Origin of the sequence: Candidatus Laterigemmans baculatus, assembly GCF_010367455.1 — a bacterium.
In the GTDB taxonomy this organism is placed as follows: domain Bacteria; phylum Planctomycetota; class Planctomycetia; order Pirellulales; family Pirellulaceae; genus Laterigemmans; species Laterigemmans baculatus.
The window spans coordinates 24,086-39,306 of the sequence record NZ_WRPR01000027.1; the positions used below are offsets into that span (position 1 = coordinate 24,086).

General features: G+C 64.3%; 15 protein-coding genes. 7 read left to right on the top strand and 8 right to left on the bottom strand.

All coding sequences use genetic code 11. The features are described 5' to 3' along the window. Nucleotide 1 precedes the first annotated feature (1 nt). The 4 genes from GNK13_RS05920 to GNK13_RS05935 all read left to right on the top strand — a co-directional run bounded on the left by GNK13_RS05920 (nucleotide 2) and on the right by GNK13_RS05935 (nucleotide 4,623). On the top strand, nucleotides 2-1,825 hold the full coding sequence (locus GNK13_RS05920; protein WP_164101583.1) for a hypothetical protein: 1,824 nt from the start codon (nucleotides 2-4) through the stop codon (nucleotides 1,823-1,825). A 14-nt stretch (nucleotides 1,826-1,839) separates the two neighbouring features. Beyond that, nucleotides 1,840-2,538 carry a pirin family protein gene (locus GNK13_RS05925; protein ID WP_164101585.1) on the top strand — a complete coding sequence of 233 codons (699 nt, stop codon included), beginning with the start codon at nucleotides 1,840-1,842 and terminating at the stop codon, nucleotides 2,536-2,538. Nucleotides 2,539-2,745: 207 nt separating this feature from the next. Beyond that, nucleotides 2,746-3,720 carry a DUF1559 domain-containing protein gene (locus GNK13_RS05930; RefSeq protein WP_164101587.1) on the top strand — a complete coding sequence of 325 codons (975 nt, stop codon included), beginning with the start codon at nucleotides 2,746-2,748 and terminating at the stop codon, nucleotides 3,718-3,720. A 447-nt stretch (nucleotides 3,721-4,167) separates the two neighbouring features. Beyond that, a complete protein-coding gene (locus GNK13_RS05935; protein ID WP_164101588.1) occupies nucleotides 4,168-4,623 on the top strand; it encodes a carboxypeptidase-like regulatory domain-containing protein in 456 nt (151 codons plus the stop codon). A 73-nt stretch (nucleotides 4,624-4,696) separates the two neighbouring features. Here GNK13_RS05935 and GNK13_RS05940 read toward each other — a convergent pair whose 3' ends face one another. Continuing rightward, complete coding sequence (locus GNK13_RS05940) at nucleotides 4,697-6,085, bottom strand: hypothetical protein (RefSeq protein WP_164101589.1); 1,389 nt, start codon at nucleotides 6,083-6,085, stop codon at nucleotides 4,697-4,699. A 53-nt stretch (nucleotides 6,086-6,138) separates the two neighbouring features. Then, the gene (locus tag GNK13_RS21655) at nucleotides 6,139-6,858 is read right to left on the bottom strand and encodes a tributyrin esterase (RefSeq protein WP_164101590.1); all 720 of its coding nucleotides are present in this window, start codon (nucleotides 6,856-6,858) and stop codon (nucleotides 6,139-6,141) included. Nucleotides 6,859-6,986: 128 nt separating this feature from the next. On the opposite strand from GNK13_RS21655, the gene GNK13_RS05950 reads away from it, so the two are divergent. Next, nucleotides 6,987-8,351 (top strand): glucuronyl esterase domain-containing protein, encoded by a 1,365-nt coding sequence (locus GNK13_RS05950; protein ID WP_164101591.1) that lies wholly within the window; start codon nucleotides 6,987-6,989, stop codon nucleotides 8,349-8,351. A gap of 104 nt (nucleotides 8,352-8,455) precedes the next feature. Here GNK13_RS05950 and GNK13_RS05955 read toward each other — a convergent pair whose 3' ends face one another. The 3 genes from GNK13_RS05955 to GNK13_RS05965 are packed head-to-tail and all read right to left on the bottom strand — an operon-like array spanning nucleotide 8,456 to nucleotide 11,618. Further along, the gene (locus tag GNK13_RS05955) at nucleotides 8,456-9,883 is read right to left on the bottom strand and encodes a hypothetical protein (RefSeq protein WP_164101592.1); all 1,428 of its coding nucleotides are present in this window, start codon (nucleotides 9,881-9,883) and stop codon (nucleotides 8,456-8,458) included. Between the two features lie 24 nt (nucleotides 9,884-9,907). Further along, complete coding sequence (locus GNK13_RS05960) at nucleotides 9,908-10,279, bottom strand: DUF6384 family protein (protein WP_164101593.1); 372 nt, start codon at nucleotides 10,277-10,279, stop codon at nucleotides 9,908-9,910. Continuing rightward, the gene (locus tag GNK13_RS05965) at nucleotides 10,269-11,618 is read right to left on the bottom strand and encodes a PQQ-binding-like beta-propeller repeat protein (RefSeq protein WP_235934810.1); all 1,350 of its coding nucleotides are present in this window, start codon (nucleotides 11,616-11,618) and stop codon (nucleotides 10,269-10,271) included. The genes GNK13_RS05960 and GNK13_RS05965 overlap by 11 nt, the downstream gene beginning before the upstream one ends. A 214-nt stretch (nucleotides 11,619-11,832) precedes the next feature. Between GNK13_RS05965 and GNK13_RS05970 the strand changes: the two genes are divergently transcribed. Continuing rightward, nucleotides 11,833-12,315, top strand: a complete 483-nt coding sequence (locus GNK13_RS05970) for a SixA phosphatase family protein (RefSeq protein WP_164101594.1) — start codon at nucleotides 11,833-11,835, stop codon at nucleotides 12,313-12,315. Nucleotides 12,316-12,474: 159 nt separating this feature from the next. Then, nucleotides 12,475-13,647 carry a metallophosphoesterase gene (locus tag GNK13_RS05975; protein WP_164101595.1) on the top strand — a complete coding sequence of 391 codons (1,173 nt, stop codon included), beginning with the start codon at nucleotides 12,475-12,477 and terminating at the stop codon, nucleotides 13,645-13,647. A 140-nt stretch (nucleotides 13,648-13,787) separates the two neighbouring features. On the opposite strand, the gene GNK13_RS05980 is transcribed toward GNK13_RS05975, so the two are convergent. Genes GNK13_RS05980 through gmk form a run of 3 tightly spaced genes read right to left on the bottom strand, consistent with a single transcriptional unit; the run spans nucleotide 13,788 to nucleotide 15,218 of the window. Continuing rightward, entirely contained in the window at nucleotides 13,788-14,363 is a 576-nt protein-coding gene (locus tag GNK13_RS05980) for a flavoprotein (protein WP_164101596.1), read from the bottom strand. A gap of 7 nt (nucleotides 14,364-14,370) precedes the next feature. Next, complete coding sequence (locus GNK13_RS05985) at nucleotides 14,371-14,634, bottom strand: DNA-directed RNA polymerase subunit omega (RefSeq protein WP_164101597.1); 264 nt, start codon at nucleotides 14,632-14,634, stop codon at nucleotides 14,371-14,373. Then, nucleotides 14,619-15,218, bottom strand: a complete 600-nt coding sequence (gene gmk / locus GNK13_RS05990; RefSeq protein ID WP_164101598.1) for a guanylate kinase — start codon at nucleotides 15,216-15,218, stop codon at nucleotides 14,619-14,621. Before gmk ends, GNK13_RS05985 begins: the two co-directional genes overlap by 16 nt. Between the last annotated feature and the right edge of the window lie 3 nt (nucleotides 15,219-15,221).

The following is a 15,221-nucleotide window of genomic DNA, read 5'->3' on the forward strand; positions in this document are numbered from 1 at the left end:
GATGAACGCCTCCCCCGAACCGCCGCGATCGGCCTTCGGACTCCACGCCGCGGCAGCGACTTGGCTGCTCGTGCTATGGCTCCCGCTGTCCGCCGCCGAAGCAGACGCGGGCGATCCCGATCCCGATCCGCGGATCACCTGGGCCCGCACGGCCGATCCACCGCTCGAGCTGGGACCGATTCAGATTCGGCTGCCCGAGGGGATCGAGGCGCTGTGGCTCAAAGCGCTGCGGCACTCGGAGTCCGATCTCCGTCGCGAGGCGGCCGACTCGGTCACGCGAGTCGAGCGGATGGTCCCGGAGCAGATGCCCATCAGCCCGGCGGATCTCCAGCAGCTCGACGCGGGCCTGCGGGAGGTTCTGGAGACGCCGGGCGAGCAGGCGGTCGCTCGCACGGCTGCCGCCCAGGCGCTCGTGGCGATCGATGCACGCGGGGCCGCGGAGCTGCTTACCAAACATGCCCGCCGCGGACCGCTCGAGCTGAGCCTGGCGGTCGAACCGGCACTGGCACGCTGGGATTTTCAGCCCGCCCGAGAGCTCTGGCTCGAGCGGCTTGGTGATCCTGCGACTCCCGCCACGCTGCTCCATTTGTCGATCGACGCACTGGGAGAGGTGGCCGAACCTCGAGCCATCCCCGAACTATCACGGCTGGTCACCTCGCCGACAGTCGCCGCGTCCACTCGGCTGACTGCCGCCAAAGCGCTGGCTCGGCTTCCCGCCGAAGGGCTGGTGGAGATGTCGCGGCAACTGGCGGCTGCCGCTTCGAATCAGCCCCGGCTCACTCAGCTACTCGCGGTGCATTTGCTGGCGGAGCAGTCGGGCGAGGCCGCTCGGGAGCTGCTCGTCGAGTACGCTGCGAGTGCAGAGCCGACTGTGGCGGCCCAGGCGATGGAGCGGTTGCTGGAAATCGCTCCCGCGGAGTTGATCGCGCGGGCAGCCACGACGATTCAAGCTCCTGATGCCCGCATCCGTCACCTGACGGTCCGCGCCCTGGGAACCGAGCCTGCGAAGGAATCGATCGAGCGGCTCGGGCCGGCGCTCGACGATCGGGTGCCCGCGGTTCGTCAAGAAGCTCGGCGAGTCCTGCTCCGCATGGCGGCTCAGGAGGAACGGCGGCGGTGGGTCGTCGAGCAGAGCGTGGACTCGCTGGCTGGCGACGCGTGGCGGGGCATCGAGCAAGCGATCTTGATCCTCGTCGAGCTGGATCAAAAGCAGGTGGGCCGGCGGCTTTTGGAATTGCTCGAACATCCACGCCCCGAAGTTAGGGTTGCCGCGGCCTGGGGGCTCAAGTCGCTGGCTGTCCCCGAGCTGAGCCCCGCCGTTTTCGAGGAAGCGCAGCGCCTCAGCGGCCGAGTCGGAGCCGAGCCGGAGCAGTCGGCAGTCGCGACGTCGCTCGCTCTCGCCCACTTGCTCGAAGCGCTGGGTCGGACCACGCACCGACCGGCCGAGGCGTTTCTGCAGACCTTCATCCCCAAATCGGCACCCTACGACACCGACGTGCGCACTGCGGCGATCTGGGCGCTCGGGCACCTCGGCACCGAATCGCCCGATCCGGAGTTGGCCCGTCAATTGCAAGACCGGCTGACCGATCACAACCCGATCATGCAGGAGGCGATCGAGGTCCGGGCGATCTCGGCGGTCTCCCTCGGCAGAATGCAGCAGGAATCGGCCCTGCCCGCACTTCGCCAAGAGTACGGGCTCGAAGGCCCCAGCACCTACCTTGGCCGCTGCTGTGGCTGGGCGATCGAACAACTCACCGGCGAACCACTGCCAGACCCGGCACCGAGGATTCGCCTGATCGAGAATTGGCCCCTCCGACCGCTTTAGGATGAGAGACTTCGATGATGGAAATTCGCAAAGCCAGCGACCGAGGCGCCGCGGATCATGGCTGGCTCCGAACGTTTCACACCTTTTCGTTCGGCTCTTACCACGACCGCAACCACATGAGCTTTCGCTCGTTGCGAGTGATGAATGAGGATTGGGTCGCCCCGGGACAAGGTTTTGGCACCCATCCCCATCGCGATATGGAAATCGTCACCTACGTGCTCGAGGGAGCCCTGGAGCACCGCGATTCGATGGGCAACGGCGAAGTCCTCAAGCCGGGTGAATTCCAGCGAATGACGGCAGGGACGGGGATCACGCACAGCGAGTTCAATCCCTCCGACAGCGAGCCGGTGCATCTGTATCAAATCTGGCTGCTGCCGGAACGGAAAGGGCTCGAGCCGAGCTACGAACAGAAGCGGTTCCCGGAAGAGGAGCGACATAATCGCTGGCAGCGCGTCGCCTCGCGGGACGCCGCCGACGGGGCGCTGCGAATCCATCAGGATGCTCAGATCTATCTCGCCGAATTGGACGCCGGACAGCGGCTTTCCCACTCTCTGGAGGCGGGCCGCCACGCATGGCTGCAAGTCCTTCGCGGCGCGGTCACGCTCAACGGCCAGCCGCTCGCGACCAGCGACGGGGCGGCGATCAGCGACGAGAGCGAGCTAGCGATCGAAGCGACCGAGCCGGCCGAGCTGATGCTGTTCGATTTATCGTGACTGTCGACTTCACCAAATCTTCAAACAGCCTTCATGGAGGGCCAACGACCGATCGCGATACTTCCGCCCATCGACGGGGCGGGTTCCGTACTCGCGGTCGCTGTGGGGCGATCGCCGGAGCCTGGGAAGGGGCCTGCGGGAGACGAAGTTTCGTTCCTCCCGCGCCCAGCCTGCTCCGCCCTGCGGCATTATTTACGGATTTGAGTGATGAAGCTGGAGAATGGTCGGAACCGGCAGCGGAGCAGAACTGCGTCGCCCCGCGCCGCTTTCACGCTGGTGGAACTTCTGGTGGTGATCGCCATCATCGGGATCCTCGTCGGGCTCCTCCTGCCCGCAGTGCAAGCGGCACGCGAAGCGGCTCGCCGGATGAGCTGCTCGAACAACCTCAAGCAGATCGGCTTGGGGATGCACAACTATCACGACACCCACGGCGCCTTCCCGGCCGGATTTGATAACCACGAGAAGCTCTGGCAAGCCCCGATCCTGCCCTACGTCGAGCAGATGAACTTGTACGACACGCTGTCGTTCCAAGAGAGCGGCCCCGGGAACTGGAATAGCGACTCGCCGAACGAACTCGCCTGTGCCACCGTTGTCGATGTCTTCCGTTGCCCGAGCATGGGCGTCGAAGGCGCACCGCGTGACAACAACAGCATCGAAAACCGCGTCCCGGTCAGCTATCGCGGCTGCGGCGGATCGAACATCTATTCCGACGACGTGAGCACCCTTATCTCGGGGCTGCCGGCCAACGCCACGGCGCTCGAACTCGTGCCGCAAGACGGGATGCTCTGGGGCAACAGTTGGTTGACTTTCGCCGACGTCAAAGACGGTACGAGCAACACGATTCTGATCGGTGAGTCTTACACCGACACGTATGTGAAAGACGGCCAGCAAATGGATTACTGGCAGTTCGGCTCGCCGCAAACCGGTGGCTGGAATCCCGGCGGCAAGGGTGGCACCGAGTACAGCGAAGGGGTCGGCTCGACGGGACCGAAAATCAATAGCCGCCTCGACCCGACCGCCCACGGCACGGTGATGGAGATGTCGTTCGGCAGCTACCATCCGGCCGGTGCCCAGTTCTGCTTGGCTGACGGCTCGGTGCGGTTCATCGCCGAGACCGTCGACATCGACACCTACCACGCCCTCGGATCGCGGAACGGCGGCGAAGTCCTCGGCGAGTACTAAGGCAGCGTCGGGAAAGCAACCACGAATGCCACGAAACGAATGGTGGCCACGGAAGGACACGGAAAAGCACGAAAAGGGGAAGGACCGCGGATAACACGGAGAACGCGAATGAAAGGGGAATCCGAAAGCCAAAAATCCGCGATCTCCGTGTTATCTGCGGTTGAACTCCCCAACTCCCCACCATTCCTTCGTGTCCTTCGTGGTTCCCCCGTTTCTCGGTAATCCGTGGCAATCCGCTCGCGCACATCGCATGCGGTAGAATCCGCCAATCTCAAATCTCAGATTTTAAATCTCAAACACCTCACTACCGGCCACCCGCTACCGGCTACCGGCTACCCGCCACCGGCTACCGAAAAAACTTCGCCTACGGCTTACCGTCAAACAACCAAATCAATCTCTACTGGCAACATCCAGCAAACCATGCTTTCCAATTCCATCCATTCTTCTATGGCAATTCTGGCCGTGACCGCTGCGGTCAGCCTCACCGGGTGCGACACAACGCCCCGCATGGATTACAGCTCCGTGGGGCTGGTCGACGCCGAGGGAACGGTCACGCTCGACGGGCAACCCCTTCCCGGTGCCGTGGTCACCTTTGACTCTCCCGATGGCACCTTTTCCTATGGACTGACCGACGCGGACGGTTACTACGAACTGCAATTCGATTCCGACATGCAGGGCGTCACGCAGGGTCCCAAGACTGTGCAGATCAGCACTACTCGCAAGATCCTCGGACTCAACACCGACGACGGAAGCGAAGCCGAAGAGGTTAGTGAAGAGGAAGGATCGGCCGCACCGACGAGCTCCGAGAGCGAAAAGGTACCCGCCAAATACAACAAAGATTCGGAACTGACGGTCGAAGTCACGCCGGATCAAACCGAGTACGACTTCGACCTCAAGTCGTAGTACGCCGGGCTTTCCAGCCTGACGAAGTTTGAGGAGAAGTCAGCCTGGAAAGGCTGACGTACGGGATGGCCTCTCAGGCCTCCTCCGCCGCTTCTTCTTTTTGAAACCGCGCTTTGACGCTTTCAATTTGCCGGGCGGCGGGGGATTGGTTTTTTTCGGGCGCTGAGAACTGGAATTGCAATACCTTCGCTTCCAGGTTCTCTCCACCTGATAAGGTTTCCAGAAACTGATCCCACTCGGCGGCCTCTTCTTTCTTGAGACTCACCCGCCAGCTGCAGTAAATCGCCAGCGGTTCCCCTTTGAACAACACTTGGCCGAAGTGCTGCTGTTGGTATTCGCGGTCGGGCTCGCTCCAGATTGCATAGCACAAGTCGGGCGGGAAGGCCGGAACCGGCGGCTCCCGACCTGGCAACTGCATTTCCCAGCGGACTCGCTCGTCTTCCGCCATCCACACGCCGTTCGTCGACAGCGGCTCGTGCGGGCAATGCAAGTAAACGGTCAGACTGTCGCCCGGAAATAACTTGATGGCGAGGATCTCCATCAGCAGACCGGCAAGCACTTCGGAGCCCGACGGTTTCTCATCGCGCCCCGCGGCTTGCGTGAGCCGGCGAACCTCTTGCGTATAGACGTCTGTTGCTTCGACGACCTCGTCCAAGGAAGCCTCAAACGATTCGGGCGTCGCCAGCGCGGGCCAGACCCGCAGCAATTCAGACTCGTCTTGGAGCTGCAGCTTCAGCACAACGGCTTGCCGCAATAGGGCCAGGGTGTGGGCCTCGGATTCGCCACCGGCGTAGCCTCTCAGGACCAAGTCGAGGTCGATATAGCCTCGCTCGGCGGCAAATTGGGCGAGCTGCATCCAGAGATCCTGGGCTTCCTGCACGCGATCCGTTTCGCCCGTCGCGATGATCAGCACGACGACATCCTTCAAGTCTCGCTGCAACTCGTCTTCGATCATGCGCTCCGCTCGCTCGCGGAGCGGCGACTCCTTTCCCGCGGTCCGCACCCAGTGGGACAGAAGCTGGGCGAGCGTCTCCACTTTTGCGAACCGGGCCTCAAGGTTTTGGGCCAGCTCATAACTGCCGCGAAACCGCTCGGTGTAGATGCAGAGCGAGCCCAACGAAGTCTGCTTGCGCTCAAAGCGTCCCGAGCCTCCGATGTCGTCGGGCATCGAACCCGTGAAGGTTCCTTCGTATTGAAAACGTCCGTCGACCGGTTTGGGGACTTCGCCGCCATAGACTTTGGCCAGCCGCGTCGCCTCGGCCGATGGCTCGTGAGCGTCGCCCTCGCTCTCTGCCTGACGGTGGTCGTGGTAAAGGAGCGTGCGGGAGAGCGACTCGCCTTGGGGGACCAGCCGCAGTTCATAGCTGCTTTGCCCGCAGCCGCCGCTGGCGAGGACCAACGGGGCGAGGACGAGCAGCAGCAGGCCGAGCGAACCAAAAGGTCTGAGAGGGTGACGATTCATGGCCTAGGTCTCCGCAAGCTAGGTACACCAACCGATTCCCCCGGCCGGAGGAATCACCGCCAACTGGGATCGAGTTCGCCGCGCGGTCGTCGAGCTTCGTGCTGCAGCAGAGCGTCGGAGACGATTCGGCGGAATTCTTTGGCATCCCCGCGGATCCCCGCATTGATCAGCAGCAATCCTAATCGTAACCGTTCGCGTTCCCGCAGAGGTGCTTCTCGGGCTCCACGGCCGAGCGCCGCAACGCGTCCGCGAATGAAGACCGTGGTCCCCCGCATCGCATCGCCAAGTCCCTCGGCGGCGTCTCCACCGATCACGATCGTACCGCCGACCGCTCCCGAGGCGGCTCCGGGACCCACGTTGCCGCGGACAAAGATTTCGCCTCCTTGCAGAGCCGCGCCACACCGAGCCCCCGCCGCTCCGTAGATCGCCAGCGTGCCGCCGCTGACCGCCGTCCCCGCCCCCACGCCAGCATCCCCATCGATGCGGACGACGCCCGAAGCCATCCCCTCGGCAACGCCATCGCCCACCGCGCCATTGACGCGAACTTGAGCTTGCCGGTGAAAGGCAAAGGCATAATCGCCAAGCGGTCCCTCGACCACCAGCTGCAGTGGCGTGTCGAGGGCCATCAGGAAGCGATCCGTCCCGGCGGCACCGCGAATCTGGACCGAAGCGGCGGTCGCGGGAATTTTGGCCAGCGCGGCTCTCAGCTGGTCGAGCGAACGGCCCGCGGCATTGATCACCACGCCGTCGGCACTACCGGATGTACGCTCCATCTTGCTCCTCTGCCCCCGACCACTGAAGTATGCTGCCCCTTTAGCATAGCGGCCGCCTTGCTGACTCAGCGAGGACGCCTCGTGCTTTCCCTGTTGCGAATCGCATCCCGAGCGGAGACCAGCCACCGATGCTCACCGATCCCTTTCCCGAACGCGTCCCCGAACGGATTACCGAGCGCGTCACCGAGCGCGTCACCGCAAGCTTCGTGTCGCATCGACAGCGGCGGTACCTGCTTGCCGCCGCCGCTTTCACTTTCGCCGTTGCCGTTCAGGGAGCCGCTCGAGCGGAAGAGCCCGTGCAAAAGTCTCCGCCGAGTTGGTCGGCCGATCCCGCGGTCGTCGAGAAACTTTCGCGTTCCCGTCCAGACTTCAATTACCGCGAATCGGAAGTTCCCGACTACGAGCTGCCCGACGTGTTTGGCCCGCTCGGAAAGCCAGCCAATGCTGCAGGCTGGCCGGAGCGGCGGGCAGCGATCCTGGAGCTGTTCCGCAGCCACGTCTATGGTCACCGGCCGACGATCGATGCCGAGATCAGCTACGAGCGTGCCGAGCCACCGGTCGATCCCACCCGAGGTCAAGCTCGCGGCCAGCGGGTGTTTTGCGTCGTCACCAAGGGAGACCGGACATTCAAGTTTCCGTTCTACTTGTACGTTCCAGCCACCGCGACGGCAGACAAACCGGTTCCGCTGATCATCTTCATCAACAACCGCACGCCGACCGATCCGGAGGCGATGCTAGAGACGCCGAACGATTTCTGGCCGCTCGACATGATCATCGAGGCGGGCTGTGCCGCGGCCGTGTTCCACACTTCGGATGTCGACCCGGACCGCGCCGACGGCTATCTCGAAGGGATCCGCGGCTTTTTGGCCGAGGGTCAACCTCGTGCTCGCGACGCCTGGGGAGCGCTCTCGGCGTGGGGCTGGGGGGCCAGCCGGATCGCCGACTACGCGATCGAAAACGTGCCGCAGACCGATCCCCAGCGGCTAGCCGTCGTCGGTCACTCGCGGGGTGGCAAAGCGGCGCTTTGGGCCGCGGCGGAGGATCCCCGGTTCGCCATCAGCTACTCCAACAACTCCGGCTGTGGCGGCGCCGCCCTTTCGCGGCGACGGTTCGGCGAGACGATCGCACGGATCACGTCGTCGTTCCCGCACTGGTTCTGCGAGCACCTGACGACTTATGCCGGGAGCGAGCCGGCGCTGCCGGTCGACCAGCACCAATTGATGGCGCTGATCGCGCCCCGCTCGGCGTATGTCGCCAGCGCCGCGGAAGATCTGTGGGCCGATCCGCGAGGCGAGTATCTGTCGCTGGTGCATGCCGCCCCGGTCTTCGAGCTGCTCGGCAAGCCGTCGATCCAAACAGCGACGATGCCGCCGGTCGACACGCAACGCGTCGAAGGCCCGACCGGCTATCACATCCGCTCCGGCGGACACAACCTGACGCGAGACGACTGGGGCCGGTTCCTCAGGTTCGCTGCGGGACGGTTTTCGCTGTAGCAACTAGCGAGGCCGATTCGTTTAACGGCGAGCCGAAGGCGTCGGTTTCTGAAACACAGTCGCCTGCGGCTTGCCGTTAAACGATTCTTTCGTACCCATGCGACTTAGCCGGCTGGGCTCCAGCCGCCTCGGTGGGAGTGGGTCCAGCGGGTTGCGGCGCGGCGCGCGTAGCCACTCATCTCCGCCTCGGCGGCTTGGGCCATCGCGGAGACCAGAACTTCGGGCAGCGGCGAATCGCTGCGCACCGCGGAATGGAATTGTTGGCGACGTCGCATCCGCTGCCACACCAGATCGATCGAGTCGTCTCCCTGGCGGACGCGCTCCAGCTCGCCGACCAGATCAAACGAGTCGGGAAAGAGGCTGCGCCTGCTGTCGAAGTCCGCCGCACAAAAACGCTGGTGGAAATAACCCAGCTCCGAGAGGTGTCGGTTGAGCGCAAGCAGGCGCTGCTGGCGGGCAACGGCCTGGAGTTGGATGTTTTGCCGCCGCGCGGTGAAGGCGTGCAGCTGCCCAAGAATCTGATTGGCGCGCGGCGCGGGAACCGACGCGCCCTCGAGCTTCAGCACTCGCTGTTCAGCTTGCTCCAACAGCGATTCGATCTGCTCGAGCACGGCGAGGTAGTATTTTCCACTGGGGTTTTCGATTTCGGCTAACTCGCGGCGCGTCGCATCCTTCTTCTGTCGAACCTGTTCGAGCTTCGCGAGCACCGCCTCACGCTGACGATCGGCCGCGTGGACTTCGCCGACGAGCTTCAGCAATCCGAGCTGGACTGCCTGGTCGTCCCGCCTGCGTTCCAGCTGGTTCATCAACCGTGCCAGGCGGTCGCGACCGATGGCCATCGCCGCCCGGATCTGGTCGGGCGTCTTCTTCAGAAATTCGTATCCCGCTCGGGCTCGGGGATAATCGATCAAACTGGCGACCCAATCGTCGATCCGACGCCCAGTCGCCCCGGCGACATAGCGGGACGTGCCCCAGCGGCGGTCGTAGAGGTATTTGAAGAGTCGGCTGTTCTCGTACGCCGGCAGCTTCTGCGTGGCGTCGTATTCGCTCTCCGCCAGACCGGCCTCGGCGCGCTCGAGTGCGGCTTCGGTTTCGGCCGCCGCGTCGCTCCAGGCGCGAAAACGTTCATCCTCGGCAAGGTGCCGCACCAGCGATTCGGAGAGCTTCTGTTGGTGGGAATGCAAGTCGTCGATTCTCGCCGTGCACCGCTGTAGCTCTTCCTCCCCCGCCGCCCGCTCGCGATCGAACTGCGCCAGCTCGCGATCGAGCCGCGCGATGTGCTGCTCGCGGCGATGCAAGATCTCCTCGAGATGCTGCTGCGCGACGTCGACCGCTGCCGACATTCCGTCTCCGCTGGAGCTCGAAAGCAACGAGGGGAGCAGCGCCGCGAGCGACTGCCGGATCTCCTCGACGAGCGCGACGGATTCCTCGGCCGTCAGCGCAGCCGCTCGGCGGGCTTCGCAGAGCGCGGCTTGAGCGCTGCGCCGAGCGAGTTGAATCTGCTTCGAAGCGGCCGGGCCGGTGACGGGCATTTCAGAATCGTCGCGGAGAACCAATCAACCGACGGCTGCGAACAGGAACGACAACAGCCAGAGAAACAGGAAACTGACGAGGAGCACCAGGGCGAGGAGGATCGCTCCCCGCCGCCGGACCCAAAGATGAGCCACCAGCAGGCTGAACGACCAGGGTGGATCGGTGTAGACAAAACGGTTCAGCAAGTACGAATCGATCGCCGCGTCGATGTCCGTCGCGTCGGCCGAATCGCCCGCTCGGTGAGCCGTCTGCAGCAGATTCTCGCAAAGCTCGACGTGGAACTCGGAGTCGGCCACCGCATGCTCGGCTGGCCGGCCGCTTTTGCGGACCTCGCGAGCCACGTCCATCACGCGCAGCGTTTCGAGTACCGACGGTTCGGGACGACTAGGGCTCATAATCTTTCGCGTCGAGTGACACCGCGACCACTTCCTTGTCGTTGCGGACGAACGCCGTCCGGCCTGCATAAGCCGGGTGGCTCCAGACGACGGGCCGCCCAAAGGCGTCACCGGTCGGCTCGATCACGTGGGCGCGGCTCAGCTCTTGGTACTCCTCCGCCGTCAGCCGAGCGAGGATCAAGTCGCCGAGCTCGCTAAACAGAAGATAGCGATCGCTGCCGGCCAAGTGGGTCACAAAGGCCGTTCCGTGACTGATCCGGCGCGTTTCCCCAGCCCGCGTCCCCTCGAACGTTTCCCACAACCGCTCCCCGGTCTTCGCATCGACCGCGATCAGCTTCCCGACCGCACAGTCGCTGCCATAAATCACGCCCTGATAAAAAATCGGCGTGCTGTTGGCGCTGTAGACAGCCCGACGCGGCGCCCCTCCCGACCAAACTTCCTCTTCAACCGCCGGCGAATCGCTCTTCAGCCGGAGCATCACGGCCACGTTGCCAATGCCGCTGGCGTAGAGCAGATTGCCCGACTGCTGGGGCCGAGCGATCGCCATCGCGTAATCGGGCTGCAGCGGCACCTCCCAGTAGGGCTGGCCGTCGCGGGGATTGAGACTGGCCAGGGCATCGGCGTGCCAGACGATCAGTTGCCGCGTCCCGCCCGCTTCGATTACCGCCGGGGGGCAGTAACCGACCGCCGAAGCCGACAGCGATTTCCAGAGCTCACGACCGCTCTGCTTGTCGAACGAAACCACCGTCTGCCCGTCGCCGCCGACCATGCAAATCAGCTGCTCGCCCTCGACCAGCGGATGGGCGGCAAAGCCCCACATCGGGACCTCCGCCCCGTAGTCGGTCTGAAAATTCTTCGACCACTGAAGTTTGCCCGTTTTGGCGTCGAGGCATCGCAGATCGCCTTCGCTGCCCAGGATATAGACCCGCCCCTGGTCGACCGTCGGCGTGCATCGCGGGCCGGCCGGATAGGAAATGCTGTAGGGGCAATCGTAGCTGTGCTCCCACAGCACCTCGCCCGACTGCTGGTCGAGGCAGAGCAGCCGCTCGCGGCCCTTGAGCGTGGCCCGCTGCCCGGGATTGTTGACCGGGTCCCCTTCACTCCGCTGGTAGTCGAACACGTAGACTCGCCCCTCGGCCACCGCCGGTCCCGCATACCCACCCGCGATCGGCGTCCGCCAGCGAATTTTGGCATTGCCGTCGGGAAAGGACTCGACCAAACCCGTTTCGCGGTACTCTCCATCCCGCGTCGGTCCCATCCACTGCGGCCAATCGTCCGCCACAAGCGGCGTGCAGGTCAGGATGCAAAAGCCTAGCGAGAGCAGCAATGGAACACGCACGGCTGGTGGCTCCTTGGGTAGTCGAAGAAAGGTAGGGCACGCCTCTATCATGGCAAGCCACTCGCGGCGGCAACAGCCACAGTCTCCAATGGGACGTTATATTTCCTCCACCGCCCGGCGAAGAGATTTGCCAGAACGAGGAGATTTGGCAGAACGAGGAGATTTGCCAGAACGAGGAGATTTGTTCCAACACCGGAAGGATACGACTGCGACCATGCGGACCCTGATTCTGATGCGTCATGCCAAGAGCGACTGGAGTGCTCCGGAGCTCTCCGATCACCAGCGGACGCTGAACGCCCGCGGCCGGCGGGATGCGCCGCGGATGGGCCAGTGGATGCAACAGCAGGAGCTGATTCCCGAGGTGGTCCTGGCGTCGACGGCGGTGCGAGTCCGCGAAACCGTCGCCGCGATTCTTGAGCAGTGGAGCGCCGCGCCGCCGGTCCACTACAGCAACGACCTCTACCTCGCTCCTCCCGAAACGATTCTGCGGTGCGTGCGGAGCGACTCACTCGGCGCCCAGCGGGTGCTGGTCGTGGGGCACAACCCGGGGCTAGCCGCCCTGGTCGAGTCGCTCGCCCAAAGCCACTCCTACGCGATGGCCACCGCGGCGGTCGCGGCGTTCCAGTTGCCGATCGAGGATTGGCAGCCGCTCTCGGCTCACTCGCCGGTCGCAGCAGTCACCTACGGCTGCCCCTAGCGGCAGGGCAGGCACCCGAGGAAACAACCACGAATGACACGACTCGAACGATTGAGACGCGGACCTCTAGAAAATCGGAGATCTCAAATCTGAGATTTCAAATCCGGATTTCTCGCTTCTCGCTTCTCTCTTCTCGCTTCTTCTCAAAGGAACAGATTATTGGTCGGCTGGTTCTTGGCCCTAGTCGCGATCGTGGGTCACTTTGGGCTGCACCTGACGATCTACAATCGCCTCAACGCGACCGGGCTGCCGCGGCGACGGCTGAAGCGGATCGAGATGGGATTTTTTGCGACGACGCTGCTGATTCCGCTGGCGGTCGTCGTTTTCTACTCGGAGCATCTGCTCGCCCTCGCCTATGGCTCATTGACGCTCGGCGATCTGCCTTGGCCGCTAGCCGTCTACTCGGCGGTCTGCATCGCCACGGTCGCCATCTTCGGACCGCCCTGGTTGCTCTCTCGTCCCCCGCTGCATCGCGAGTCGCTCGACGTCGCTCGGGAAGTGCGGCAAGTCCGGGTCGACCGCGAGCTGGGCATGTCGCTAGCGCGGACCGCCAAGTGCCGCTGGGAGGCGAGGTTTCCAGCGAATCAGATCTTCGATTTGGCGATCGAGCACAAAACGCTCCCGGTCGCAGGGCTGCCAGAGGAGCTGGAGCAGTTTCGCATCGCCCACCTCTCGGACATCCACCTGACCGGCCACATCGCTCCCGATTTTGTCCGCTACGCCGTCGAAGTGGCGACGGCTTGGCAGCCCGACTTGTTTGCGCTGACCGGTGACCTCGTCGACAAACAGCCCTGTCTCGAGTGGCTCGGCGGCTGCTTCTCCTCCGCCCGCGCCCGCCACGGATGCTATTTCGTGCTCGGCAATCACGACCTCCGCGTCCCCGATCCCGGAGCGGTGCGAAGCGGAATGGTGGCCGCCGGCTGGGAGGACCTCGGCGGCCGCGAGCGAGTGCTTTCGCTCGACGGGCTGCGGCTGCGGCTCCTCGGCAACGAAGCTCCCTGGTTTCCGGCCGCCGAGCTCGCCGAGGGTCCCGCGGCGACCGATGAGTTCCGGCTGCTGCTGAGCCACTCGCCCGACCAGTTGCCATGGGCCCGCCGCCGCGACGTCCGCTTGATGCTCGCCGGGCATACCCACGGAGGGCAGGGGAGGCTGCCGTGGATCGGCCCGGTTCTCTCCCCGAGCCGGTTTGGGAGCCGGTACGCTTCGGGATCGTTCTACATCGAGCCGACGACGCTGCACGTCTCACGAGGGCTGAGCGCCGTCCACCTGCTCCGTCTCCGCTGCCCCCCGGAGCTGGCCCTGCTAACGCTGACACGAGCTCAGCTGCAATAACCGCCTGTCACGCTCTTCTGAGCCGACGGCGCTAGCCGCGGGTTTCGCCGCGCCGCCGAACGGTTTGAGCCTGTGATGCAGTGCTGCGACGGCGCAGCATCTTGCCTCGCCGCGGACCGCAACGGGCCCGAGGCTAGCGCCTACGGCTCAAAGCCTCCAGACGCCAACTGCTGTTCGATCGCTTGCAGGATGGTTTCGGGCTCGGCCATCCGGCCGGCTCCGCGCTCTCGGCAGCTGAGCCAGCCTTCCTCGGGACCGACCCAGGCGACGCCGTCGCTCCGCAGTTGCGCGACGTTCCGCTGGACCGACGGTTTGCTCCACATCGAGGCGCTCATCGCTGGAGCGAGCAGCACCGGACAATCGCGCTGCAGGTAGAGGGCGGCGATCAGATTGTCGGCCAGCCCCAGGGCGAAGCGGGCCATCAGATCGGCGGTCGCCGGTGCGACGACCATCAAATCGATGTCGGCGGCCAGCTCGATGTGCGGGCCGAGCGGCCACTGCTCGGGGGCGAACATCTCGGTGGCGACCGGGCGGCCGCTGAGCGCGGAGAGGGTCGCTGGCCCAATGAAGGCGGTCGCCGCCGGGGACATGGCGACCTGGACTTGATGCCCCTGCTGGGCCAAGCGGCTGACGACGGTCGCTGCCTTGTACGCAGCGATCCCGCCGCCGATGCCGAGCAGGATGCGTTTGGTAGCGGAGACTCGATTCGCGGACACCGGGGAGTTACAGATCCATCGAGCTCAGGTCGGGACCTTCGGCGTAGGCCGCGTAATCGTCGAGCGTCATGACCTCGTTCTGCATATTCAGGAAGATCTTGTCCTGCATGATCTCCTGCAGCACGATCGCCATCTTGTCGTGCGTGTCGACGTGCACCAGGGCCCGGCTGCCCTGATTGAGCTGGACCAACCGCTTTTGAATGAGCGTACTGAGTTTGAACCGACCGCCGACTTTCTTGACGATCGCTTCTTCTTTCAGTTCTTCGAGCATGAACTCGGTTCCTTGTAGCGCTGGAGGATCTCGCAGACCTCGGCCACCGTGGGCCCGATGTTGCGGTTGATGACTTCGTGATCGTAGCGGGGCAGGGCGCGCATCTCCCGGGCGGCGACTTCCAAGCGTCGCTCGATCGCCGCCTCGGACTCCGTCCCCCGTTTTCGGAGGCGGGTCTCTAACTCCGACATGCCGCCAGGGTGGAGAAAGATCGTGATCGGGTGCAGGTCGCGTTCGATGACCGCGGCCGCTCCTTCCACGTCGATCTCAAGAATAACCCACCGACCCTCCCGGAGACCAGTGGCAACCTGATCGTAGAGGGTTCCATACCAGTGCCCGCGGCCAAAAACTTCCTTGCACTCGAGGAATTCGCCTCTCTGCCGCATCTCGGCGAATTCGCTGTCGCTCAAAAAGTAATAGTCGCGGCCGTCGAGCTCGCCGGGGCGGGGAGCGCGCGTGGTGGCCGAAATGCTGAGCGTCAGCGGCAGGGGGCATTCGCGGAGCAGCCGGCGCACGATCGTACTCTTCCCGGCCCCGCTCGGCCCGGAGATGACGATCAGCCGCCCCGGTTCGCCATCGCTCATGAA

Excerpts from the sequence above, each read along its gene's own strand:
- GNK13_RS05940 (WP_164101589.1), bottom strand. The coding sequence starts at position 6,085 with ATGAATCGTCACCCTCTCAGACCTTTTGGTTCGCTCGGCCTGCTGCTG.
- GNK13_RS05925 (WP_164101585.1), top strand. The coding sequence starts at position 1,840 with ATGATGGAAATTCGCAAAGCCAGCGACCGAGGCGCCGCGGATCATGGC.
- GNK13_RS05970 (WP_164101594.1), top strand. The coding sequence starts at position 11,833 with ATGCGGACCCTGATTCTGATGCGTCATGCCAAGAGCGACTGGAGTGCT.
- gmk (WP_164101598.1), bottom strand. The coding sequence starts at position 15,218 with ATGAGCGATGGCGAACCGGGGCGGCTGATCGTCATCTCCGGGCCGAGC.
- GNK13_RS05935 (WP_164101588.1), top strand. The coding sequence starts at position 4,168 with ATGGCAATTCTGGCCGTGACCGCTGCGGTCAGCCTCACCGGGTGCGAC.
- GNK13_RS05955 (WP_164101592.1), bottom strand. The coding sequence starts at position 9,883 with ATGCCCGTCACCGGCCCGGCCGCTTCGAAGCAGATTCAACTCGCTCGG.
- GNK13_RS05920 (WP_164101583.1), top strand. The coding sequence starts at position 2 with ATGAACGCCTCCCCCGAACCGCCGCGATCGGCCTTCGGACTCCACGCC.
- GNK13_RS05930 (WP_164101587.1), top strand. The coding sequence starts at position 2,746 with ATGAAGCTGGAGAATGGTCGGAACCGGCAGCGGAGCAGAACTGCGTCG.
- GNK13_RS05960 (WP_164101593.1), bottom strand. The coding sequence starts at position 10,279 with ATGAGCCCTAGTCGTCCCGAACCGTCGGTACTCGAAACGCTGCGCGTG.
- GNK13_RS05985 (WP_164101597.1), bottom strand. The coding sequence starts at position 14,634 with ATGCTCGAAGAACTGAAAGAAGAAGCGATCGTCAAGAAAGTCGGCGGT.
- GNK13_RS21655 (WP_164101590.1), bottom strand. The coding sequence starts at position 6,858 with ATGGAGCGTACATCCGGTAGTGCCGACGGCGTGGTGATCAATGCCGCG.
- GNK13_RS05950 (WP_164101591.1), top strand. The coding sequence starts at position 6,987 with ATGCTCACCGATCCCTTTCCCGAACGCGTCCCCGAACGGATTACCGAG.